The sequence below is a fragment of the Aliiglaciecola sp. M165 genome, from assembly GCF_007197995.1.
Taxonomy (GTDB): Bacteria; Pseudomonadota; Gammaproteobacteria; order Enterobacterales; family Alteromonadaceae; genus Aliiglaciecola.
The window spans coordinates 152,177-171,888 of the sequence record NZ_VKKH01000004.1 but is presented as its reverse complement, the minus strand read 5'-3'; the positions used below and the strand labels follow the sequence as shown (position 1 = coordinate 171,888).

Sequence of the window (19,712 nt, the reverse complement as noted above, 5' to 3'; positions counted from 1 at the left end):
ACCTTTCTGTAAGTAGCGAGTTTATTTAGTTAACAGCGCTGCCATACCGCGATTAAAGTGGCCCATCCAAGTTTTACAAAACTGACCTTCAGCGACGCGATTAATTTCAATTACGGCTTTCTTTTTGGGGCGCTTGACATGACCCGTGTGAGCACGCGAGTGAGTGAGTGCGTCAAAAGTGTCCAAGATAGCAAGTAACCTGGCACCATCGCATATCTCTTTTTCTTTGATCCCAAGTGGATAACCACTACCGTCAATCCGCTCGTGGTGTTGCATCACGATTTTACGAGCACCATTCCATTGATCCAGATGCTCGAGCAAGCGCGAGCTTTTATATACATGTGAGCGCATTAGGTTAAATTCGTTCTCTGTCAATTTGTCTTGTTTATGCAAAATTTTGAGTGGCATAAATGCCATACCAAAGTCATGCACATAACAAGCAACAGCAAGCTGGTCCTCTTCAATTGGTTTGTCCGCGAGATTGTTAATATAAAATGCGAGTTTTGCGATCCGGTCACCTCTGCCTTCCCAATACATTGAACGACGCTCAATAGGTTTCATGATTTCTCGGAAAAACAGTACATCCATTTGCTTTTCACTGCTCAAGCCTTTTGGAATACCAGTATTTGCTAAAGTAACGGATCTAGAAGGTGTTGCATCTTGTTCTGCATCTTCTTGACCAAGGTCAAGACTTGGATCAAGCAACAGGACTGCATCTGCAAGCAATTTCTCATGTTGGGTAGGGTTTTCTGGCGAAATTTTTGATACGTGACTGACAAGCAATTTGTACAATTCAGGGTCATATTCAGCTTTGCCTTTTTTGAAACAGCCTTCGACGAATATTTTAACCCTATCCATTGTCAGCAGCACCAAATCACTCATGGTACTTGTGTACTTAATCTGGCCTTTTCGCAAATAGTCCAGCAAGTCTTCCACATGCTGCAAAAGCGGGATCATAGGGGAGAAGCTGACGAGACCTAGGTCCCCTTTAATAGTGTGTACAGAGCGAAATAAAGAACGTTGAAGTTCATTGTCTTCTGGACGCAATTCCAATTCAATCAAGGTCTGCTCGCTTGCCTCGTAAAGTTCGTTAATCTCTTCGAGAAGGTCGTTAAGAATATCGTCATCTAAGTCTTCAGGAGTAAACGTTTGCATTGGAAAGGATCACCTCGTTTTAAATTGGCGCTGTGCGCATGACGTCTTTTTATCGGCCACGGTGTATTAACTTTAGCTTATGATTTGACCTTAGCATGTCAATGTATGCTTTAACAGAAACTCATCAGACGAGCGGTGGATTTTGTCGTATTGAATTTGGCATCCAAAAGAAACGATGTATACTCAGCGCCGGTCAAAATTTTGAGAGTACACGTGTTAGCTTTAATTCGCATCGTCTCCATTTTTATATATTTTATTTTCGCCAATCTTCTGTTGATATTGATGTGTGTTCTGCGTCCATTTCATCGGGATAACGTTTACGTTATTGGCAAAGTGTATGGCGTCATGTCCAAAATGGTGGGTGTGAAAGTTGAATTAAGAGTACCGGATTCAGTAAAACATGGCGGTCCTTATGTGTTCATCGCCAATCATCAAAATAGTTATGATCTGATCACGGTTTGCTTGTCAGCGCAAAAAGGCGTAGTCACAGTAGGTAAAAAAAGCCTAATCTGGATCCCAGTCTTTGGCTGGCTTTATTGGCTATCGGGTAATATTCTTATTGATCGAAAAAACAAGGGCAGGGCCCATGACACCCTCGCGCAAACAGTTGAAAAGATCAACAAACGACGTTTGTCAGTGTACTTCTTCCCCGAAGGAACACGAAGTCGTGGTCGTGGTTTACTGCCATTTAAAACGGGTGCGTTTAGAATCGCCCAAGCGGTCAATGAACCGGTAGTGATGGTATGCACCAGCAATTTGCAAAATAAAATCAAGCTCAATCGTTGGAATAATGGCACCTTACTCATTGAGCTGTGTGAACCTGTTGTTGTTGATGACAGCAAAGATGCCAAACAATGGGCTGACTATTTCCGCACTTCAATGGCGGCTAAAATCAGTGACCTTGATGAGCAAGTTGCGCAACTAGACAAAGTTCAATAGATTAGGCATACCTTTTGTCATCTTTAAATGAATAAAATTTTCAAGGATATCTTTGATGAGCAATGAACAAGAAAAACAGGAATGGTATGAGTTTAATCAAGAGACCGTTGACGCTTTGATAGAAGATGGCAGCAACAAAAGCTTACCTCACACTATTGAATATCATTTTGCTCATGCGAATTTTGATGTGTTAGAGAAAGCAGCCGTAGACGCATTTAAAGCCGGTTTTGAGGTCGGTGACGCTGAAGAATTGATGCTGGATGATGGTGGGACCATATTCTGCTTTGATGCTGTTGCTGAACGTATGTTGGATATTGATGCGATCAATAAAGATACTGACGCTCTATTAACCATCGCCGACAAACACAGTATTCATTACGACGGCTGGGGAACATATTTTATCGAGTAATCGTAGCCTGACGATTTAACTACTTAATCTCAATTCGATGTATAGACTCCACCACTGTAGCTAAGCTGGAGTGGTGGAGTCTATACATAGAGTTGCGGCTACTTATATTTTCTGAGTCTCGCGCTGCAAGTCATGCAGCGCTCACTTCTACATCATTCACCCCAGATCCTGGATTGAGAAATTTTCCTTACCTCATCTTATTCTCATCAGAATATTTTTTAGCGGTTAAGTTTGTCTTCAGCTTTTATTCATCTTTGTCTTGTCACAATACACTTAAGAATTAAGGAAAAGCTCAACTGGAGGTCTCATGACTCGATTTACATTGCTAAGTTTTTTGTTTTTATCTAGCGTGCCATTTACCCAAGTGGTCAACGCCCAGGAGTCGACTCGAACTGAGCAGATCAGCGTATCATCTAAAGAGTCACAACATGGCCAACAACTTGCCATAGTTACTAAGAAAGGGGTTACTAAGAAAGGAATGACTGGAAGCGATAAACCTACGTCTTTGGAGGGAACGGCTGGAAAGCTCAGTAAACATCAGGCCAAGCAATTGGCTGCGCCTCTTTCCAAGCCCTTTGATAAAGACTTGCGTACTTCAGTGCCTGACCCTGATTTTTGGATTTATGATGCGTTTGTCACCTTCAATGTTGACGAAGATTTTGATGGCTATTATTCAACCTTTACCGTTGAATTTGATGCCGATACTGTTTACAGCGAAGCAGAAGTCTACGCTAGGTTGTACTTAACACGAGGTAGCGTGTTTGAAGAATATCATACCACCTCACTGTTTATTATTAATGGTGATTCAAGCACTGATAGCTTTGTGGTCGAAAGTGATTTATTGAGTGGTTTCCCCAGCGGGGACTATGAATTGCTAATCGAGTTATACGACGGGTTTGATGACAGTTTAGTCGCCACATTTGATGGATTTAATGACGCGGACCTAACCCTTTTGACCCTTGAAAGTAAAAGTTTCGAAGAAGTTGATACGGTGGTCGTAGTAACTGAATCTGGTGGAAGTTTTGGAATTCTTGCCTTGCTGTTGATTCCTGTACTAATGCGGAGGATCCTCTTCACAAAAAGTTAGTCAGGTTAGGTAAGATTTTCGGGAGGCATTAGCCTCCCTTTTTTTGGTTTTGCTCTAAATCAACGGTTTGTTCAACAACCTGAGTGACAGCTTGTTGAACCAGTTTAACTCGGCCACTTTTAACTAATGCCTCTCTCAACACATATTCGATTTGAGCATTGAGGCTGCGTAACTCATCGTCAGACCAGCGTTGCATTGCGGCGAGTACATCTTCGTTGATCCTTAATGGATAGGCTTTTTTGGCCACAATATCCTCTTCTATTTAGGCCGTTTTAACACGGCGCTGAATGCTTTGCTGCCAAACCCAGTCATGTTGGGTGGAGAAAAGCTCACTAACTCCCAACCGTTTCGACCAAGCTCGTTAAGGTAGTTTTCTACCTCTTGCGTTTCCCAACTGCTGTTAAACAATCCTTTTTGTTTTGCAGCAATATCAATGATCTTGTATTCCCAGCTCATTGTTTATTCCTTAATAGATAGTTCCTGTGTTGACGATAGGCTGAGTGCTCTTGTCTGCACATAAAACGACTAGCAGGTTGCTAACCATCGCTGCTTTTCGCTCTTCATCTAATTCTACGACATTCTTTTCTTTGAGACGATCCAGTGCCATCTCTACCATGCCCACAGCTCCTTCAACAATTTTATTTCGTGCGGCGATAATCGCTGTTGCTTGTTGGCGTTGTAACATTGCGCTAGCGATTTCCTGTGCATAGGCGAGGTGGCTTATTCGTGCTTCGTGCACAGTAACGCCAGCTTTGCCTAGTCGGTCTTGTATTTCTCGTTTTAGATTTTCAGAAACCTCTACAGGATGACTACGTAATGATATGTCTTCCTCATTTTGAGGATCATAGGAATAAGTGCTGGTTAGATTTCTCAACGCCGATTCACTCTGAATAGTGACATAGCTTTCATAATCATCCACTTCAAACACTGCTTCTGCAGTATCGGTCACTGACCAAACAACAATGGTCGCTATTTCAATCGGATTGCCCAAATTGTCGTTGACTTTAATTTTGCCACTTTCGAAATTACGAATTCTTAGTGAGATGGATTTACGCATAAAAAAGGGTATGGTCCAACGCAACCCATTGCGCTTTTCTGTGCCCACGTAGCTTCCAAATAACGTCAATACTTTGCCTTGGTTAGGTTGGACCATAAAGAATCCTGCCAGGCAACCTAAGACAGCGATCATGTATATCAAAATGATAACTTCAGAAATATTAAATGGGGCGTTGACGTTGCTCATCATTGTAAATCCCACTAGTAAGGCGACTAGCCAAATAATAATTGCAACATAACCATTTGCTGAAAATCCTTGTTTTTCATTCACCATGCTGTTTCTCCTCATACAAAGTGATATCAAATTGATATCATAATAGATCGTGAATTTGGTTATTGCAAGCATTGATGAATTAAGGGAATGGCCAAGTTGCGATGAGGAATAAAAGAATTAGGTGACACTAAAGTCAGCTACAGTGGCGCGAATTATGAGAACTTAAAGGGGTAAAGTTTTAGCGTCGGACGCTAATTGCAGTGCTAGAAAGTATAAGGACATACCCCGAGTTTAACCAGGCTTTTTAAGCTTGCTCCGCTCGATTTCTACCTAGTTTTTTCGCACAATACAGCGCCATGTCAGCTTGTTTAATCAACTCATCTGCCGTTATTGTCTTTGCGGATTCTTCAGTCATCGTGGCGAAACCAATACTAACCGTGACGACGTCGGAGACTTCACTGCTTTCATGTTTGATAGCGATATTCTCAACAGATTCTCTGAGCGAATTTGCCACTGTTTTGGCGCCTGCCTGGTCAGTATTTGGCAGGATTACAGCAAACTCTTCACCACCGTAACGTGCGACAAGATCGATATCGCGTTTTAGCCTATTTTTGAATATCCCAGCGATCACTTTTAAGGTGTCATCACCCATTTGATGGCCATATAAGTCGTTAAAGTTTTTGAAAAAGTCTACGTCGATGATAAGTATCGATAAGCTTTGATCAAATCGTTTTGCTTGAGAATATTGTTTTGCCCACTCTTGATCAAAGGCTCTTCTGTTGGCAATCCCGGTTAATCCATCTAATAGCACTAACTTTGATAGTTCTTCCTGTTGCGCTTCAATTTTTTGAGTAAATTTTTGGAAAGTTTCAGCAATATCTGAAATTTCGTCATTTCCACCTATTTCTATTTTTGTGCTCTCCATACCAATTTTGCCTCGGACCATGCTGTCTAGTTCTGTTAATCGGTTGATGACTCTCGACTTAAGAAACCATGTGATGGCAAACAAAATCAGCAGCGAAATTCCCAAAGAGATAGATATGATGTTCACTTGCTGGTCTATCGCTCTATTTTTTTCGATGGATTCTGCTAAAACGTCTTGGCTAATCAGTGAAGCTTGGAAACGTACTGAACGAGCAAAGTCAGAAACCAGATTGACCGTAAAGTGGCCTCGCCCAACTGCTCTGCCTTCGATCCTAAGTTGTTCCATTCGCTGATTTATCAGTCCTTTTTCCGACAAGACAAATAAATGAAAATCTTTGTACATGTCATTTATTCTTGATTGCGCTAGTAGAGTAGGAAATGAAGAAGAAGCGGGTAAGTTTTCTACCGAAGCGGAAATTTGACTTTTCAGCAATCGAAGTTCATTGAGCTGTGTCAGTGTTAGGCTCTTGGTAACCAAAGCAAATAAGTCCGAGTACTGCTTCGTCCAATTGCGATTGAACGTATCACTAAACCCTTCGGAGTCCAAATTGGCAAATCGTGTCAACAAGTCATATATTTGTTGCTCAGATTCTTTTAGCTGGTCGACAATTAGTAAGCGCTTGGCAACTAAATTTGATAATTCTATGAGCTCATCTGAAATGGTGGCAAATTCCGCCACGGTAATCGAATCAAAATTAACCTTATAAAACAACTCACTTATTTCCTGCACCTTTGCGTTCGTCTGCGCCCTGGCGATCCTTAATGAAGGAGGGTTTCTGGCACTGGATAGCTTTTCTGTATAGTGCCTCAACTCACTGGCAATATTGGATATTTTTTCAAACTCCAATATTCGAGGTATGGAGGTGTCTGCCATCTGCTTAAACACCTGATTAGTTTGCACCAAACGATAAAAAGTAAAGGTGGTAACCCCTGAAAATAAAAAGAACAAGGCGCTAAGTGACAAGGTGAAGACAAATCTAAGAGAGTGTCTTTTGGCGCGTTTGTTTTGTTGATTCTTGTTTAAAACCGTCATGCTTAAATCATTCACCAATATTGACGATGCGTTGCTGTTCAATTGAATTAATTATTTTCTCACGGCTTAATTTGTATCTAACAACTTCAGCTATGGTAACTAATGGTTCGCTATATTTTGCAATCACGGGCATATTCGTAAAACTGACATACCCATCACCACCATCATGCAAATAATCCGTTGTTGCCAGTTTGTAGGTCTTTTTAGGAGATATCGGCTTGCCATCAATGGTGATAGAGACAAGTCGTTCATTCACAGGTCGCTGACTATCGAAGGTGATCTGCATGTTGGCCACCTGAGGAAATTTCCCTTTGTTTAAATGATATTCATCAAGGGAATCTTCAATTGCCTGAAGTAAACTGGCGCCATCAATTTCTACGACAATCAAACCAGATCTGAACGGCAGTTCTGTTGCTAAACTTTTGCGCGTAAATGCCTCACCAGTTTGGTAATAACGATCGCCTCTGATAATACCGCTGTTGATCAACGCAATATCAGATTGTGTCAATTCAACCATAGCGTCGGTGACAAGATTTCCGAAGGCACTCTCATTTGAACGGACTTCGTTTCTCAATGTGTTGAACGGCGTCTCTACTTTTGCCAGAGGTAAATTCATCAATCGATTTAGGCGTTTTGCATAGTCATCCCGAAGCTCTGCAATATTTGGTTCTTCTTGCAGTGACAGAATGGACTCCTTCTGCCACGAAATTTGCTTGGTGTTTTCACTAACGGCCATGTTAACGACTGCTATATCGCCAGGTTCTGTCAAAAACACAGCTTGTGCATCAAAAGGTGATGAGAGTGTTGGGCGGGCGGTTGAGTAGCGATCTTTGACCAAACTTAAATCGATAATACCCTCGACGATGAGCTCTTCGATCTCCGGGAAAATTTTCCCATGCATGACCGCAATAATATCTGCGCCTTGTTGTCGAAGCTTTTTTGATTCTTTCCTCAAGCTCTCTTCGACGTCGAGTATTTCGATGCGCTGCAACAAATACTGCTTTTTGGCTGCAGGATCAATCACTGCGAGAATGCCAAGTTTGATGCCTCCTCTGTCCAATAGAACCGATTTAACCAGACCATCTTGCATCGCTTGGTTTAAGGGATCATATAAATTGGAAGCGATCATTGGAAAGCCGGCTTCATAGGCTCTCAATGAAAGTTGTTCCTCGTAATAACTATATTCTCTTTTTGTCACTCCCATGGCGTCGGGCTCTAGACTATTGAGTAAATCAACAATATGGGAACCACTGTCGTAAGTAGACATTGGGCTTGGGCCGAGACTGTTGCCGCCAAACAGGAAAAAAGTGGGGATATTGCTTTGCCGATACAAGTACAGTGCGGTACCGAGTTTTGGGTAGGTGCCTTGGCTATTATCACTGATAATTGGCATGTCTGCCGCAAAAATTAACTTGGCTTGTTTTTGTTGTCCATGGGCGCTTTGGGCTGGAATTAACAACATGGCCAATATCCAGACGAAAACTGGTAGCATCGTTGCAATCTTGATGTAAAGGTTAGGTATAACAACCCTTGTTGAATAAACCTGCATGAAGTCCCGTCCGAGCATAGGCCATATTAATTGTTAGCTTTAGAATTAAAAGCTTATCAAAGAATATGGCTCTGTTGGGATGTTATTGTAAGTTTTTTAACTATTCGCTGTATCAGTTTAAAAATTCACACTGACCAAGCTATTGGCGCAGGTAAAAGTCACCGCTATAGGAAACGAGGGTTAACGTTTGTTCCCCTCCATTGACAGTTGCGGCTAACATGCTTCCAATAACAATTTCTTGTCCGGAACGATCTGCGTTACGTTTAACTTGATCTTCCGAAACAAAATCAGCACTCAGCCCAGAATAAATTTCGCCCTTATAGTTTTGCAGTTTTATTTTCGCTTTGCTTTTGTTCGATAAAGTGACATCGATATTGCCACTGTGACTAGCTATTGACGACGGGTTTTGCTCACTGAATTGGCTAAACGCGACAACGATATCAGAGTCGTAAGTTTCGGCAACTATTGGTCCAGTCACTCCCTTAGCAACAATTCCAGCTCGCCAGGTTTCTAATTCCAAAGCACCAGTAATGTTGTCAATGTTGATTTCGCCACCACGATACACCTCTGCCGACACGGAGGCACGTTTAGGGACTCGCACAAGGATTTCGACAAATTTGTCCGATCGTTCACTTTCAATATAAACGCGATTATTAGACTCTCTAATACTGACCTGTAATGCGTTGCTACTAATTTTGCGTAGGCCTTCAGAAGAGCGTGGTGGGTTCTTCTGTTGCTGACGGGTGTACTGTTGATGTTTTTCCTTCACATCGCTTTCTTTGGGTAAATCAGCTCGGGCATTGACCATAACAATGATCTCTTCACCATCGTAACCTTGAACATTCACCGAACCGTAATAGACGTCAACATTTAAGTTGACAGGTTCCCCAGGTTTAGACAAATCAACTTGGTACTCTTTTTCTTTGCCTACAGAAGGCATACAGGTTAGTGCTAGTGCAGCAACTAACGAGGCTATAACGATTTTCATATTACTTCTCCTAATCGATGTCTGATCTATGTCGATGCTGTCGCTTTGATGTCATTGATCCACTGGCGCAAGTCCGGATGCAATTGCTCTTGCTTACCCAATTCTAAAAGTGCTTGTATTGTCGAAGGCGACCCCTGTGAATACAGCAAACGACTCAACTCTATTTGCACAAGAACATTGTTTTCTGCTTGAATAATCTCGAGCAATGCCAGCTCAAAGCTGTCGATGGCGTTAGCTGACAGAGCATTAATGATGGCCAGTTTGACCGGTGTTGCACTATCGTTTCGCAGAGTTTGCAGCATTAAATTAGACAATTCTTGATGGTGTAAATTGGCTTTTTGGGTAAACGCCACACCTGCTAACCGCTCACTGGCATTGGGTTGCTGCAACAATGAAATCGCCATCATGGTATTAAGCGACGATACTTGTTCATTAAGTGCATCTAGCTGCAGACTTGAAGCGCGATCACTTTCGCTACTGTTCAGATAAAACCCAAGCATGAAAACAACAACTAGTGAGGCAAATTGTGCAATGTGTTGAGGTGTGAACCAACGCTTAATTCGACTGAATAAGAGGTCGACCTTTGTGCTTACTGCACTCGATTCTGCCGTCGGTATGGATGGATATCTTGCCTGAGCGGACTGGGCACTGGCTAACATTTTGTAAAAGCCCAAGTCTAGATCAGCAGAGGGCTGTTGCAGTGACACAGTATTTGGATGCCAAATCGCTTCTAGAAAGGCGATTTCCTGTTTAAGTTCTGGATTTTGTTCGATAAGTGCTTCTCCTGCACTGTCGATAGGCACATATTGCTCACCACAAAGTTGCGCGATTTTACTTTCTAAAATTTGTTGTTTGTTCATGATGAAGGGTCTCCCTCATTCGTTAAATCTTGATATTTTTGGTGCAATCGATTGAGCGCTGCCTGCATTTTTGATTTCAACGTATTGACGTTGCAGCCCAGTAACATGGCGATGTCCTCGTATTTCAGTTGATGTACACGACTGAGTAAGATAATTTCGCTGTCTTGCACCGATATCTGTGCCAAACAGCGTTGAAAAATATCCTGCTGTTGTGCCTTGTGTAGCTTCTCTGTCAAGTCATTACCTTCACCACTTTCAGTAGAAGGTTGCTGTGCATCTAAGGATTCGTGTTGATCGCTTTGTTTGTGTTTTCGATAGTGATCAACGGCAGTATTCCTAGCCACACCGTAAAGCCAACTGCGGAATGTACCCTGAGCACCGAAGCTATCCCGATATGCCAAAACTTTTGTAAAGGTTTCCTGCACCAAATCTTCACTCGCGCTTCGGCTATGCCCGCGCTGCAAAAAATAGTTAAACAATCTGACCTTGTATGCTTCAAAAAGCGGCGCTAATTTGTCCAGTTGGCCTTGTTGAACAAGCAACATTAGCTGGCATTCTTCTGTCATTGTGTTCCTGGTTGAATGCGTTAAATTTAATTCTCTTGAATAACTACAGCACTTTTTTCAAAAAGTTGAATTTAAAATGAAATTAATTTTTATTTCTCGCTTTAAAGGCGAACAATGCAATCAAAAAACCCCAGCATAAACTGGGGTTTTTTTGTAGTTAATGGCGGAAAAACATCAAAGTGCTTCGATGGTCTCTCGCTGTGCTTTTAGCTTGTCGAGCTGCATCTGGAAATCTTCCAGCTTGGCTTTTTCTTTGTCGATGACTGCTGCTGGGGCATTGCTGACAAATTTTTCATTGCTCAATTTACCCTGTGTACGAGCATAGTCTTTTTCGATTTTATCCAACGCTTTAGCAATGCGTGAAAGTTCAGCGTCTTTGTCGATCAAACCCGCCATGGGAATAAGGATTTCCATCTCACCCACGAGTGCGGTCGCTGAGGCTGGGCCTGTTTCACCTGCAGATAACTGCGTAATGCTTTCAAGCTTGGCCATTTTAGCCAGGAAGCTATCACTAAGCGCTAATCGTTGTTGATCTTGTTCACGGACATTTTTAAGCAGCACATTCAACGGTTTATTTGGTGAAATATCCATTTCACCTCGTATGTTGCGGATACCAACGATAAAACTCTTCACCCATTCTATGTCTGATAAAACCTGGGCATCTTGCCTGTTGGCATCTTGCACAGGGAAAGGTTGAGTCATAATGCTGTCGCCCTCAATTCCGCACAATGGCGAAACACGCAACCAGATTTCATCTGTAATGTAGGGCATAAATGGATGCAACAAACGCAGCAAGTTTTCCAATACATTTATCAGCGTGTGACGGGTACCGCGTTTCTGTGCCTCACTGCTAGCGTCGGCATTTAACACAGGCTTTGATAGTTCTAGATACCAGTCACAGAATTGATTCCAGGTAAACTCATAAACCGCTTGTGCTGCAATGTCAAAACGATAATCCTTTATTGCGGATTCAAATTCATTAAGGGTGTGTTGGAATCTAGCCCATATCCACTTGTCTGCAAGGCTTAATTCCAGTTCACCACCGTTTGAACCGGTGTCCTGATCCTCTGTGTTCATCAACACAAAGCGAGAGGCGTTCCAAAGCTTATTACAAAAATTGCGATAGCCTTCCACCCGGCCCATGTCAAAATTGATGTCTCGACTTGTCGACGCCATCGCAGCAAAAGTGAAACGCAAGGCATCGGTGCCGTAAGCATTGATTCCTTCTGGAAACTGCTTTTTGGTGCGCTTAGTTATGGCTGCGGCTTTTTTCGGCTGCATCATTCCCGCTGTGCGTTTTTCGACTAACGCATCAAGAGAAATACCGTCAATCAGGTCAATGGGATCGAGCACATTGCCTTTAGATTTTGACATTTTGTCGCCCTGTTCGTCGCGAATAAGGCCTGTAATGTAAATTTCTTTGAAAGGGATTTTGCCAGTAAATTTTTTCGTCATCATGATCATTCTGGCTACCCAGAAGAAAATGATGTCAAACCCTGTGACCAAAACCGAACTTGGCACAAAGGTTTCCAGTTCTTTGGTATCGTGCGGCCAACCCATAGTGGCAAAGGGCCATAATGCCGAAGAAAACCAGGTGTCGAGTACATCTTCGTCTTGGCGCAGTGTTACATCATCCGAAAGTTTATGTTTATTTCTTACTTCTGCTTCATTTCGGCCAACATAAACATTGTTCTGTTCGTCATACCAAGCAGGGATGCGGTGTCCCCACCACAATTGGCGTGAGATACACCAATCTTGAATGTTATACATCCATTGATAGTAAGTCTTATTCCAGTTCTCTGGTACAAACTTGATTTCGCCACTTTCTACTGCTTCGATTGCGGGTTTTGCCAGTGATTCAACCGCTACGTACCATTGATCGGTAAGATAAGGTTCAATGACCGCACCGGTGCGATCTCCGCGGGGCACTTTGAGTTTGTGATTTTCAACTTTAACTAAAAGGTTTTGCTCTTCAAGCTGGGCAACAATTTGCTTGCGCGCATCAAATCGATCGAGTCCACGTAACGATTCTGGGGCGTTATCGTTTATCTTGGCGTCAGCCGTAAAGATGTTAATCATTTCCAGGTTGTGACGTTTTCCCATGTCGTAATCGTTAAAATCATGGGCAGGGGTAATTTTAACGCAACCAGTACCAAATTCTGGATCTACATAATCATCTGCAATGATGGTGATCAAGCGATCAGTAACGGGCAATTTAATTTGTTTGCCAATCAATCCTTGGTAACGTTCATCTTCAGGGTGAACGGCTACGGCGGTGTCACCGAGCATTGTTTCAGGACGCGTCGTGGCAACGACTATCTCACCTGAACCGTCTGCCAGTGGATATCGCATGTGCCACATGAAGCCATCTTCTTCTTCGTTGAGCACTTCAAGATCGGATACTGCTGTGTGTAAAACCGGGTCCCAATTCACCAAACGTTTACCGCGATATATGAGACCTTCCTCGTGCAATTTCACAAAGACTTCTTGAACCGCTTCAGACAGATCCGGATTCATGGTGAAAGCTTCTCGCTCCCAATCCGGCGAGGTACCTAAACGACGCATTTGTTGGGTGATAGTGCCACCGGAGTGTTCTTTCCACTGCCAAATTTTGTCGACAAAGGCTTCCCGTCCGAGATCGTGACGGGTTTTATTTTCGGCATTCAACTGACGCTCTACAACCATCTGGGTGGCGATCCCAGCGTGATCGGTACCACACTGCCAAAGGGTATTGTCGCCTTTCATTCGATGATATCGGATGAGCGCATCCATAATTGTGTGCTGAAATGCGTGCCCCATGTGCAAACTACCGGTGACATTGGGCGGTGGAAGTAAAATACAGTAAGGGTCACCTTGACCACTTGCCTTGAAATAGCCACTGTCTTCCCAATGTTGATAGCGTTGTTGTTCTATATTTTGGGGACTAAAAGTCTTATCCATTTTGGTTCTCGTAAATGCTGCTAGCGGGCAAAGAATGCATGGTAAACCTTGCCGCTCGATATTGTTTGTATCTCTCTCTGGCCTGTTGTTTGGCGGTGTCTTCCACAGGGACAAAGTCGAAAACATGTTTTAAGCCTTGTAAGTTCGAAGGCATGTCGTCGGCCAAATTGATTAGCACCGGCCTTGTATGTGTTGTGGTTTGCTGCCAGCTTATTTCAACTGGCGCACCTCCATTAGGGCCTTCGCCAACCAGGTTATGAGGAATGAAGCCATCGAGTGGCCGTTTCCAAAGTAAATCGTCGAGGGCTTCTGCTTGCTGTTGGTTATTACACAACACTAGGCAGCGCCTTTTGTTGCGATAGCATTGAGCGACAACTTCGCACGCCGTGACCCAATGGTCCGGCGCACTAGGGTCTGTTGAAGCTTGCAGATTTGACGATTCTGCTTCGTGAGTATAAAAGGTCACGTCAGCCATTAATCTTCGCTTTCAATACCTGCACGATTCATCAAAAACTGAGAAAGCATTGGCACTGGACGACCTGTTGCCCCTTTATTTTTGCCACTGCGCCAAGCGGTGCCAGCGATATCCATGTGCGCCCAATTATATTTCTTGGTAAAGCGCGACAAGAAACACGCTGCGGTGATTGTGCCAGCGGCACGGCCACCAAGGTTGGTCATATCGGCAAAAGGACTGTCTAGTTGTGATTGATATTCGTCCCAAAGTGGCAAACGCCAAGCTTTGTCGCCACTTTGCTCAGAGGCATTTAGTAGCTCATGAGCCAGAGGATTATGGTTACTCATGATCCCCGTTGCGTGCGCGCCCAAAGCGATAATGCAAGCGCCAGTCAGGGTAGCGACATCGATAACCAAATCTGGTTCGTAACGTTCGACGAAGGTCAATGCATCACACAACACTAATCGGCCTTCTGCATCTGTGTTTAGTACTTCTACAGTTTGCCCTGACATGGTTGTGAGGATATCACCGGGGCGGTATGCATTGGCGTCAGGCATGTTTTCACAGCCCGCTAAAATGCCAATTACATTAATGGGCAAGTTAAGCTGCGCAATAGCGTGCATAGTACCTAACACGCCCGCGGCGCCGCCCATGTCGTACTTCATCTCGTCCATGGCTTCGCCAGGTTTGAGAGATATTCCTCCTGAATCGAAGGTCAAACCTTTACCAACAAGCACAACAGGCGCTTCGCCTTCTTCACCACCTTTGTGATGAATAATCGACATGATCGATTCGTTTGCTGAACCGCGACCTACCGCTAAGTAGGAATGCATTCCTAACTCATGCATCTGTTTTTCATTCACTGATTCAACAGCTACACTGGGGTACGTTTCAAGTTCTTTTGCCTGATCGAGTAGGTAAGCGGGATTACAAATATTCGGCGGCATGTTCGCCACATCTTTTGTGGTTTTCATGCCAGCAGCGATTGCCAAGCCGTGCTCTACCGCTCTCTCGCCGATAGGTAATTCGCGCCGAGTAGGGACGTTAAAGACGATTTTCCGCAGTGGACGTCTTGGCTCCCCCTTTTTGGTTTTCATCGCCAGGAAGCTGTAAAGCGTATCTTGGGTAGTTTCTACTGCCTGACGAACCTTCCAGTAGATGTCACGGCTTTTAACATGCAACTCGCTAAGGAAACATACAGCTTCCATTGAACCTGTTTCGTTGAGCGTTTTGATCGTTTTGGAAATGATTTGTTTGTATTGACGTTCGTCAAGCTCACGTTCTTTGCCACAACCAACCAGCAATACTCGTTCACTAAGGATGTTGGGTACGTGGTGCAAAAGCAGCATTTGGCCAGCTTTACCTTCCAGGTCTCCCCGTCGTAGTAAATTGCTGATATAACCTTCACTGATCTCGTCTAATTGTTCTGCAACCGCAGTCAACCGGCGTGGTTCGAATACACCGACCACAATACAAGCGCTGCGTTGCTTTTCAGGGCTTCCGCTTTTAACGCTAAATTCCATGCTGATTCCTCACTTCTACGAAACTTTTTGACTGACGAGCAGACTAATTGTGCAAGTCATCAATCAGGTTTATGTTAATTTTTGGGATTATCTGCCATTGCGGTTCACAGTGCCGAAGGACATAATCTATGAAATTCAAGTTTAGAGTGGCTTTATTTCAGGCCATTCATACATTAAACTTGTCAAAACATTAAGTTTACTTAAAATTTCGCATCATGCCACTAAAAATGCGACTTTTCCTTTGGGATATGTGTGCTGATATTTCGCTATTTACTTAAAGAAACTGTGAAATCGCAACTTGCGGTTTTTATGGTCATTATGGCTATTTTCCTCACGCGCAACTTTGTTAGGGTGCTCGCGGACGCGTCTGATGGCGAAATACCTGCAAGTCTTGTCTTAGGCTTCTTAGCCCTGAGCACACCTTATCTAGCCTCGCTTATCCTTCCGCTAAGTCTGTTTTTGGGCATTATGCTCGCTCATGGTCGTTTGTACGTCGACAGTGAAATGACTGTCATGCGCGCTTGTGGGATCAGTGAATGGTACATCACACGTATCATGCTGGCATTGTCGGCATTTATGGCGGTCATCACCGCTGTGCTAACCCTTTGGTTGGCGCCATTGTCTGTAGAAAGTGAATATCAACTGCAAGAAAAAGCGGGCTCCGAGAGCGGGCTGACCGCGCTGCTTCCTGGGCGTTTCCAAGAGACAGCAAATAGAAGAGCGGTCATATTTGTGCATGACATCGATTCTGATAACGCCAGCTTGAACAAGGTTTTTCTAGCGCAACATGATAAGCAAGACGAAGAAGGCGTCCACATCGTTTATTCGCAAAGCGGCACGGTGCGTCTTGCGGATGATGGCTCTCAGCAATTAGTGTTAGAACAAGGTTTGCAATACGAAGGTGAGCGCGGTGAGGTGGATTATCAAGTGATTGAGTTTGATGAATATCAAATCCAAATATCGGAGCAAGCTGCTGAACAGAAGCGCCGTAAGATGACCGCCATACCAAGTAATGAATTACTTAATGACAATTCAATCGAAGCGATAGCTGAGCTGCAATGGCGAATAGCGATACCTTTGTCTTTACCTTTTCTGGTGTTAATTGCCGTGCCGCTTAGTGCCGTGGACCCTCGGCAGGGTCGATTTGGCAAAATGTTCCCAGCTTTGCTGCTGTATCTCGGCTATTTTATGTTGCTCATGGCTGGGCGCAAAGTGCTAGAAGATGGCAAAATCCCACCACAATTGGGTTTGTGGTGGGTGCATGCCGTTATCTTCCTGATCGGCGTTACCCTCGTGATGAAAGGCCGGCCCATTGGCGTGCGTTTTCGCGCTGCGTTAGGTGGGGGTAAAAATGTTTAAAATCCTCGATCTTTACATAGCCAGAACGCTACTGGGTACAACCGCCATTAGTCTATCGGTTTTGGTTGGTTTAAGTGCGTTGATTAAATTTATTGAACAGATGAAAAGCGTCGGGCGTGGCAGTTACGATATGACCGTCGCTGGAGTCTATGTGTTGTTAAGTTTACCCAGAGAGCTTGAACAATTTTTCCCGATGGCGACATTACTCGGCGGGCTGATTGGCATGGGGATGTTAGCCAGTAATTCAGAACTTGTAGTCATGCAATCAGCGGGACAGTCTCGCTGGGACATCACGGTTTCTGCGATGAAGTCGGCACTACTTATGGTGTTGTTTGTGATGGCCATAGGTGAATGGGTGGCGCCCATCACAGAAGCTAAAGCTAAAGAAATACGCACCCAGGCAATATCCGGCGGTAGCTTATTCTCATCAGATCGTTTGGTTTGGGCAAAAGATGGCGACAACTTTGTTAGTATCGGTGAGGTAGTCGATCGGACTAATTTGCTAGACATTAATGTGTACGAATTTGACAATGAGTTGAACCTCCGGCAGATCACCTCCGCTGAATCAGCGGTTTTTGTCGATGACAAATGGCAACTTACCGATGTGAATTACACCTTCATTGGCGATCAACGTATTCGTGGTCAGGCAATAGAATTAGGTGACTGGCAATCTACCTTAACGCCCGACAAGTTGGGGGTCGTTACGGTTAAGCCTGAAGCCTTGTCAATCCTAGGGTTGTATGACTATGTCAATTACTTGGAGAACAATAGCCAGGACTCTGGTCGTTATAATCTGGCGTTATGGCGTAAAATATTTCAGCCTATTTCGATTGGTGTGATGCTGCTAATGGCGTTATCTTTTGTTTTTGGGCCACTTCGAAGTGTGACAATGGGCGCAAGAATTATCATGGGGGTGCTGGCAGGGTTTGCTTTTTTCATCAGCAATGAAACCTTTGGCACTTTCAGTCTGGTTTTCCAAATCCCACCCATTTTAGGCGCACTAGTTCCAAGCTTCGTTTTTGCCGGTATCGCAGGGTTTTTGCTTCGACGCTAAAGCCCTCATACAATGGCTGAATCACTCTTGGCATGTCTTGAGTCATGCCAAGTTGAGATTACTCAATCCTGAATCGACTTCCATGCTTTATGATGGTTTGCATCTTTTGTCAGTACCAACATTTCTGTTTTTGCCAGTCTGTCCTGCAGCGATTGCTTGTGTTTAATATCCAGTAAAACCAGCAGTGTGCCTATTCCGCCCAGAGAACACAGCACCCTCAATAATGCGCGCCCATAGCCCATTGGGCGGTCTGTTGTGCTAAACAATCGAAGGCGCCAAGCTCGCATTCCAATTGTTTGCCCACCATTACGCCAGAACCACAAGAAAAATCCTAAAACCCAAGCACCAACCCAGAGTTGCGCAAGTGTTTTATACAGCAAAGATTGCTGGAAAAAATCCATGAAGTGTTCGTAACCTTGTTTGGGGATCAATCCATTCTCAAAACTTAACAACATAAACAGCATAAAAACCAAACCCGCGCACATGGCGACCGCCACGGCGACCAGCAAATCATATATCATTGCTGCTAACCGTCTGAAAAAACCTGCTCTTGGGAAGCCGCTTTGTGCCTTTGTCATGGATAACCCTTACGTTATTTGTGTACTTAGCTAGTATTTTTGGGTAGATCGAACTTCTCAAATATTGTGGGGACTCATAATACGTATCATTACGAGTTTGTCGATTGCCAAAAAAGTCAATAGCGCCTAATGTATAGGCATGTATGTCTGATCTACTTATTATGACTAAAACAACGACCTCTGCCTACAACGCAGATATAAAACTTCGTGAAATCAATCGTCTAAAACAAAAAATCACCTTTGGAAATGTTCCGGCATTTTATCATGCCGTATCGACATCGCTAGGTTTGGCAGAAGGAATGTTTCGGTACGGCTTTGAGAACTCCTTGGATCTGGTGTTGAATCAGGGAAACTGGAATCCAAAAATGCTCGAAGGAAAAGACGGTGAGCTGGGATCAACAATATTTACTCAAAGCCCGAGGCTGTCAATCTACAAAGTGTTTACGCATAGAGGGTTCGAGATTCATTGCATTCCATGGATGAAGAATCGTGAGGTAGATACAGAGTTAATCAATCATCCAGATATGGAATTTAAACGATGGATCCCATCGACGATGAAGGTGCTATTTCGCATCGCACAATTGCATACATTTGTGCAATCTTATTTTGATGTGGGTGACGAGGCCGATTTGGAACTGATCAAATATGCGCACAACATCACCGAGGATTTTATTGAAGATTTGCAAACCAAATTAAACGTCAAGAAGGCGCATGGAATTTCAATCAAAGCGTTTTTTGAAGTCATGCAGAAGAAGCATAAAGCAGGAGAAGATTTCTATTTGCCAAAAGTTTATGACTTCAGTGAATGAGTTCAACCCCATTCATTCATGAAAGTAATTCCCAGATTAAGTTCGATTTATTGGTCGCCTCGATAATACTGATCTTCTATAAAATTAGGCCTTCGAAAACCCGTTCAAAGCGAAAATTCGGCAAAGATCTAGCGTAAATCTGTTGATTAATATTCGTACAAGTTTAAATCGGCAAGATAAGCCACCAAACATCACACATTAAATTAGTATCCTAT

19 protein-coding genes are annotated in these 19,712 nt (G+C 43.6%); 6 read left to right on the top strand and 13 right to left on the bottom strand.

The window, feature by feature from the left end; all coding sequences use genetic code 11:
- Positions 1 to 21: 21 nt before the first annotated feature.
- Positions 22 to 1,155 (bottom strand): HD-GYP domain-containing protein, encoded by a 1,134-nt coding sequence (locus FM019_RS08120; protein ID WP_143835425.1) that lies wholly within the window; start codon positions 1,153 to 1,155, stop codon positions 22 to 24.
- Positions 1,156 to 1,368: 213 nt separating this feature from the next.
- On the opposite strand from FM019_RS08120, the gene FM019_RS08115 reads away from it, so the two are divergent.
- From FM019_RS08115 to FM019_RS08105, 3 genes are all read left to right on the top strand, one after another.
- On the top strand, positions 1,369 to 2,094 hold the full coding sequence (locus tag FM019_RS08115; RefSeq protein ID WP_143835424.1) for a 1-acylglycerol-3-phosphate O-acyltransferase: 726 nt from the start codon (positions 1,369 to 1,371) through the stop codon (positions 2,092 to 2,094).
- A gap of 55 nt (positions 2,095 to 2,149) precedes the next feature.
- A complete protein-coding gene (gene rraB / locus FM019_RS08110; RefSeq protein WP_143835423.1) occupies positions 2,150 to 2,503 on the top strand; it encodes a ribonuclease E inhibitor RraB in 354 nt (117 codons plus the stop codon).
- A 307-nt stretch (positions 2,504 to 2,810) separates the two neighbouring features.
- Entirely contained in the window at positions 2,811 to 3,590 is a 780-nt protein-coding gene (locus tag FM019_RS08105) for a choice-of-anchor H family protein (RefSeq protein WP_143835422.1), read from the top strand.
- Positions 3,591 to 3,618: 28 nt separating this feature from the next.
- On the opposite strand, the gene FM019_RS08100 is transcribed toward FM019_RS08105, so the two are convergent.
- The 11 genes from FM019_RS08100 to pepA all read right to left on the bottom strand — a co-directional run bounded on the left by FM019_RS08100 (position 3,619) and on the right by pepA (position 15,697).
- Complete coding sequence (locus tag FM019_RS08100; RefSeq protein WP_143835421.1) at positions 3,619 to 3,840, bottom strand: hypothetical protein; 222 nt, start codon at positions 3,838 to 3,840, stop codon at positions 3,619 to 3,621.
- A gap of 8 nt (positions 3,841 to 3,848) precedes the next feature.
- Positions 3,849 to 4,046 carry a DUF4177 domain-containing protein gene (locus tag FM019_RS08095; protein WP_143835420.1) on the bottom strand — a complete coding sequence of 66 codons (198 nt, stop codon included), beginning with the start codon at positions 4,044 to 4,046 and terminating at the stop codon, positions 3,849 to 3,851.
- Between the two features lie 10 nt (positions 4,047 to 4,056).
- Positions 4,057 to 4,920 (bottom strand): SPFH domain-containing protein, encoded by an 864-nt coding sequence (locus FM019_RS08090; protein WP_143835419.1) that lies wholly within the window; start codon positions 4,918 to 4,920, stop codon positions 4,057 to 4,059.
- 244 nt (positions 4,921 to 5,164) lie between these two features.
- Complete coding sequence (locus tag FM019_RS08085; RefSeq protein WP_143835418.1) at positions 5,165 to 6,817, bottom strand: diguanylate cyclase; 1,653 nt, start codon at positions 6,815 to 6,817, stop codon at positions 5,165 to 5,167.
- A 7-nt stretch (positions 6,818 to 6,824) separates the two neighbouring features.
- Positions 6,825 to 8,279: a bifunctional metallophosphatase/5'-nucleotidase gene (locus tag FM019_RS08080; RefSeq protein WP_185969225.1), complete on the bottom strand. Its 1,455-nt coding sequence runs from the start codon at positions 8,277 to 8,279 to the stop codon at positions 6,825 to 6,827.
- 226 nt (positions 8,280 to 8,505) lie between these two features.
- The gene (locus FM019_RS08075) at positions 8,506 to 9,354 is read right to left on the bottom strand and encodes a hypothetical protein (RefSeq protein ID WP_143835416.1); all 849 of its coding nucleotides are present in this window, start codon (positions 9,352 to 9,354) and stop codon (positions 8,506 to 8,508) included.
- Positions 9,355 to 9,380: 26 nt separating this feature from the next.
- The gene (locus tag FM019_RS08070) at positions 9,381 to 10,214 is read right to left on the bottom strand and encodes a hypothetical protein (RefSeq protein WP_143835415.1); all 834 of its coding nucleotides are present in this window, start codon (positions 10,212 to 10,214) and stop codon (positions 9,381 to 9,383) included.
- Positions 10,211 to 10,780, bottom strand: a complete 570-nt coding sequence (locus FM019_RS08065) for an RNA polymerase sigma factor (RefSeq protein WP_143835414.1) — start codon at positions 10,778 to 10,780, stop codon at positions 10,211 to 10,213. The genes FM019_RS08070 and FM019_RS08065 overlap by 4 nt, the downstream gene beginning before the upstream one ends.
- Positions 10,781 to 10,954: 174 nt before the next feature.
- Entirely contained in the window at positions 10,955 to 13,720 is a 2,766-nt protein-coding gene (locus FM019_RS08060) for a valine--tRNA ligase (protein ID WP_143835413.1), read from the bottom strand.
- Positions 13,713 to 14,195 carry a DNA polymerase III subunit chi gene (locus FM019_RS08055; RefSeq protein WP_143835412.1) on the bottom strand — a complete coding sequence of 161 codons (483 nt, stop codon included), beginning with the start codon at positions 14,193 to 14,195 and terminating at the stop codon, positions 13,713 to 13,715. The genes FM019_RS08060 and FM019_RS08055 overlap by 8 nt, the downstream gene beginning before the upstream one ends.
- On the bottom strand, positions 14,195 to 15,697 hold the full coding sequence (gene pepA / locus FM019_RS08050) for a leucyl aminopeptidase (protein WP_143835411.1): 1,503 nt from the start codon (positions 15,695 to 15,697) through the stop codon (positions 14,195 to 14,197). Before pepA ends, FM019_RS08055 begins: the two co-directional genes overlap by 1 nt.
- Positions 15,698 to 15,949: 252 nt before the next feature.
- Between pepA and lptF the strand changes: the two genes are divergently transcribed.
- Together lptF and lptG are read left to right on the top strand one after the other, a co-directional pair.
- The gene (gene lptF, locus FM019_RS08045; RefSeq protein ID WP_143835410.1) at positions 15,950 to 17,056 is read left to right on the top strand and encodes an LPS export ABC transporter permease LptF; all 1,107 of its coding nucleotides are present in this window, start codon (positions 15,950 to 15,952) and stop codon (positions 17,054 to 17,056) included.
- Positions 17,049 to 18,110 (top strand): LPS export ABC transporter permease LptG, encoded by a 1,062-nt coding sequence (gene lptG, locus FM019_RS08040; protein WP_143835409.1) that lies wholly within the window; start codon positions 17,049 to 17,051, stop codon positions 18,108 to 18,110. The genes lptF and lptG overlap by 8 nt, the downstream gene beginning before the upstream one ends.
- Before the next feature lie 62 nt (positions 18,111 to 18,172).
- Here lptG and FM019_RS08035 read toward each other — a convergent pair whose 3' ends face one another.
- A complete protein-coding gene (locus tag FM019_RS08035; RefSeq protein WP_143835408.1) occupies positions 18,173 to 18,688 on the bottom strand; it encodes an RDD family protein in 516 nt (171 codons plus the stop codon).
- A 143-nt stretch (positions 18,689 to 18,831) separates the two neighbouring features.
- Between FM019_RS08035 and FM019_RS08030 the strand changes: the two genes are divergently transcribed.
- A complete protein-coding gene (locus tag FM019_RS08030) occupies positions 18,832 to 19,497 on the top strand; it encodes a hypothetical protein (RefSeq protein WP_143835407.1) in 666 nt (221 codons plus the stop codon).
- Positions 19,498 to 19,712: the final 215 nt, after the last annotated feature.

What these genes read in the sequence shown, in the direction of transcription:
- FM019_RS08095 (WP_143835420.1), bottom strand. Translation starts at nt 4,046, where the DNA reads ATGAGCTGGGAATACAAGATCATTGATATTGCTGCAAAACAAAAAGGA.
- lptG (WP_143835409.1), top strand. Translation starts at nt 17,049, where the DNA reads ATGTTTAAAATCCTCGATCTTTACATAGCCAGAACGCTACTGGGTACA.
- FM019_RS08035 (WP_143835408.1), bottom strand. Translation starts at nt 18,688, where the DNA reads ATGACAAAGGCACAAAGCGGCTTCCCAAGAGCAGGTTTTTTCAGACGG.
- pepA (WP_143835411.1), bottom strand. Translation starts at nt 15,697, where the DNA reads ATGGAATTTAGCGTTAAAAGCGGAAGCCCTGAAAAGCAACGCAGCGCT.
- FM019_RS08070 (WP_143835415.1), bottom strand. Translation starts at nt 10,214, where the DNA reads ATGAACAAACAACAAATTTTAGAAAGTAAAATCGCGCAACTTTGTGGT.
- FM019_RS08075 (WP_143835416.1), bottom strand. Translation starts at nt 9,354, where the DNA reads ATGAAAATCGTTATAGCCTCGTTAGTTGCTGCACTAGCACTAACCTGT.
- FM019_RS08120 (WP_143835425.1), bottom strand. Translation starts at nt 1,155, where the DNA reads ATGCAAACGTTTACTCCTGAAGACTTAGATGACGATATTCTTAACGAC.
- FM019_RS08085 (WP_143835418.1), bottom strand. Translation starts at nt 6,817, where the DNA reads ATGACGGTTTTAAACAAGAATCAACAAAACAAACGCGCCAAAAGACAC.
- FM019_RS08080 (WP_185969225.1), bottom strand. Translation starts at nt 8,279, where the DNA reads ATGTTGTTAATTCCAGCCCAAAGCGCCCATGGACAACAAAAACAAGCC.
- FM019_RS08105 (WP_143835422.1), top strand. Translation starts at nt 2,811, where the DNA reads ATGACTCGATTTACATTGCTAAGTTTTTTGTTTTTATCTAGCGTGCCA.
- FM019_RS08030 (WP_143835407.1), top strand. Translation starts at nt 18,832, where the DNA reads ATGTCTGATCTACTTATTATGACTAAAACAACGACCTCTGCCTACAAC.
- FM019_RS08090 (WP_143835419.1), bottom strand. Translation starts at nt 4,920, where the DNA reads ATGGTGAATGAAAAACAAGGATTTTCAGCAAATGGTTATGTTGCAATT.
- FM019_RS08065 (WP_143835414.1), bottom strand. Translation starts at nt 10,780, where the DNA reads ATGACAGAAGAATGCCAGCTAATGTTGCTTGTTCAACAAGGCCAACTG.
- rraB (WP_143835423.1), top strand. Translation starts at nt 2,150, where the DNA reads ATGAGCAATGAACAAGAAAAACAGGAATGGTATGAGTTTAATCAAGAG.
- FM019_RS08055 (WP_143835412.1), bottom strand. Translation starts at nt 14,195, where the DNA reads ATGGCTGACGTGACCTTTTATACTCACGAAGCAGAATCGTCAAATCTG.
- FM019_RS08060 (WP_143835413.1), bottom strand. Translation starts at nt 13,720, where the DNA reads ATGGATAAGACTTTTAGTCCCCAAAATATAGAACAACAACGCTATCAA.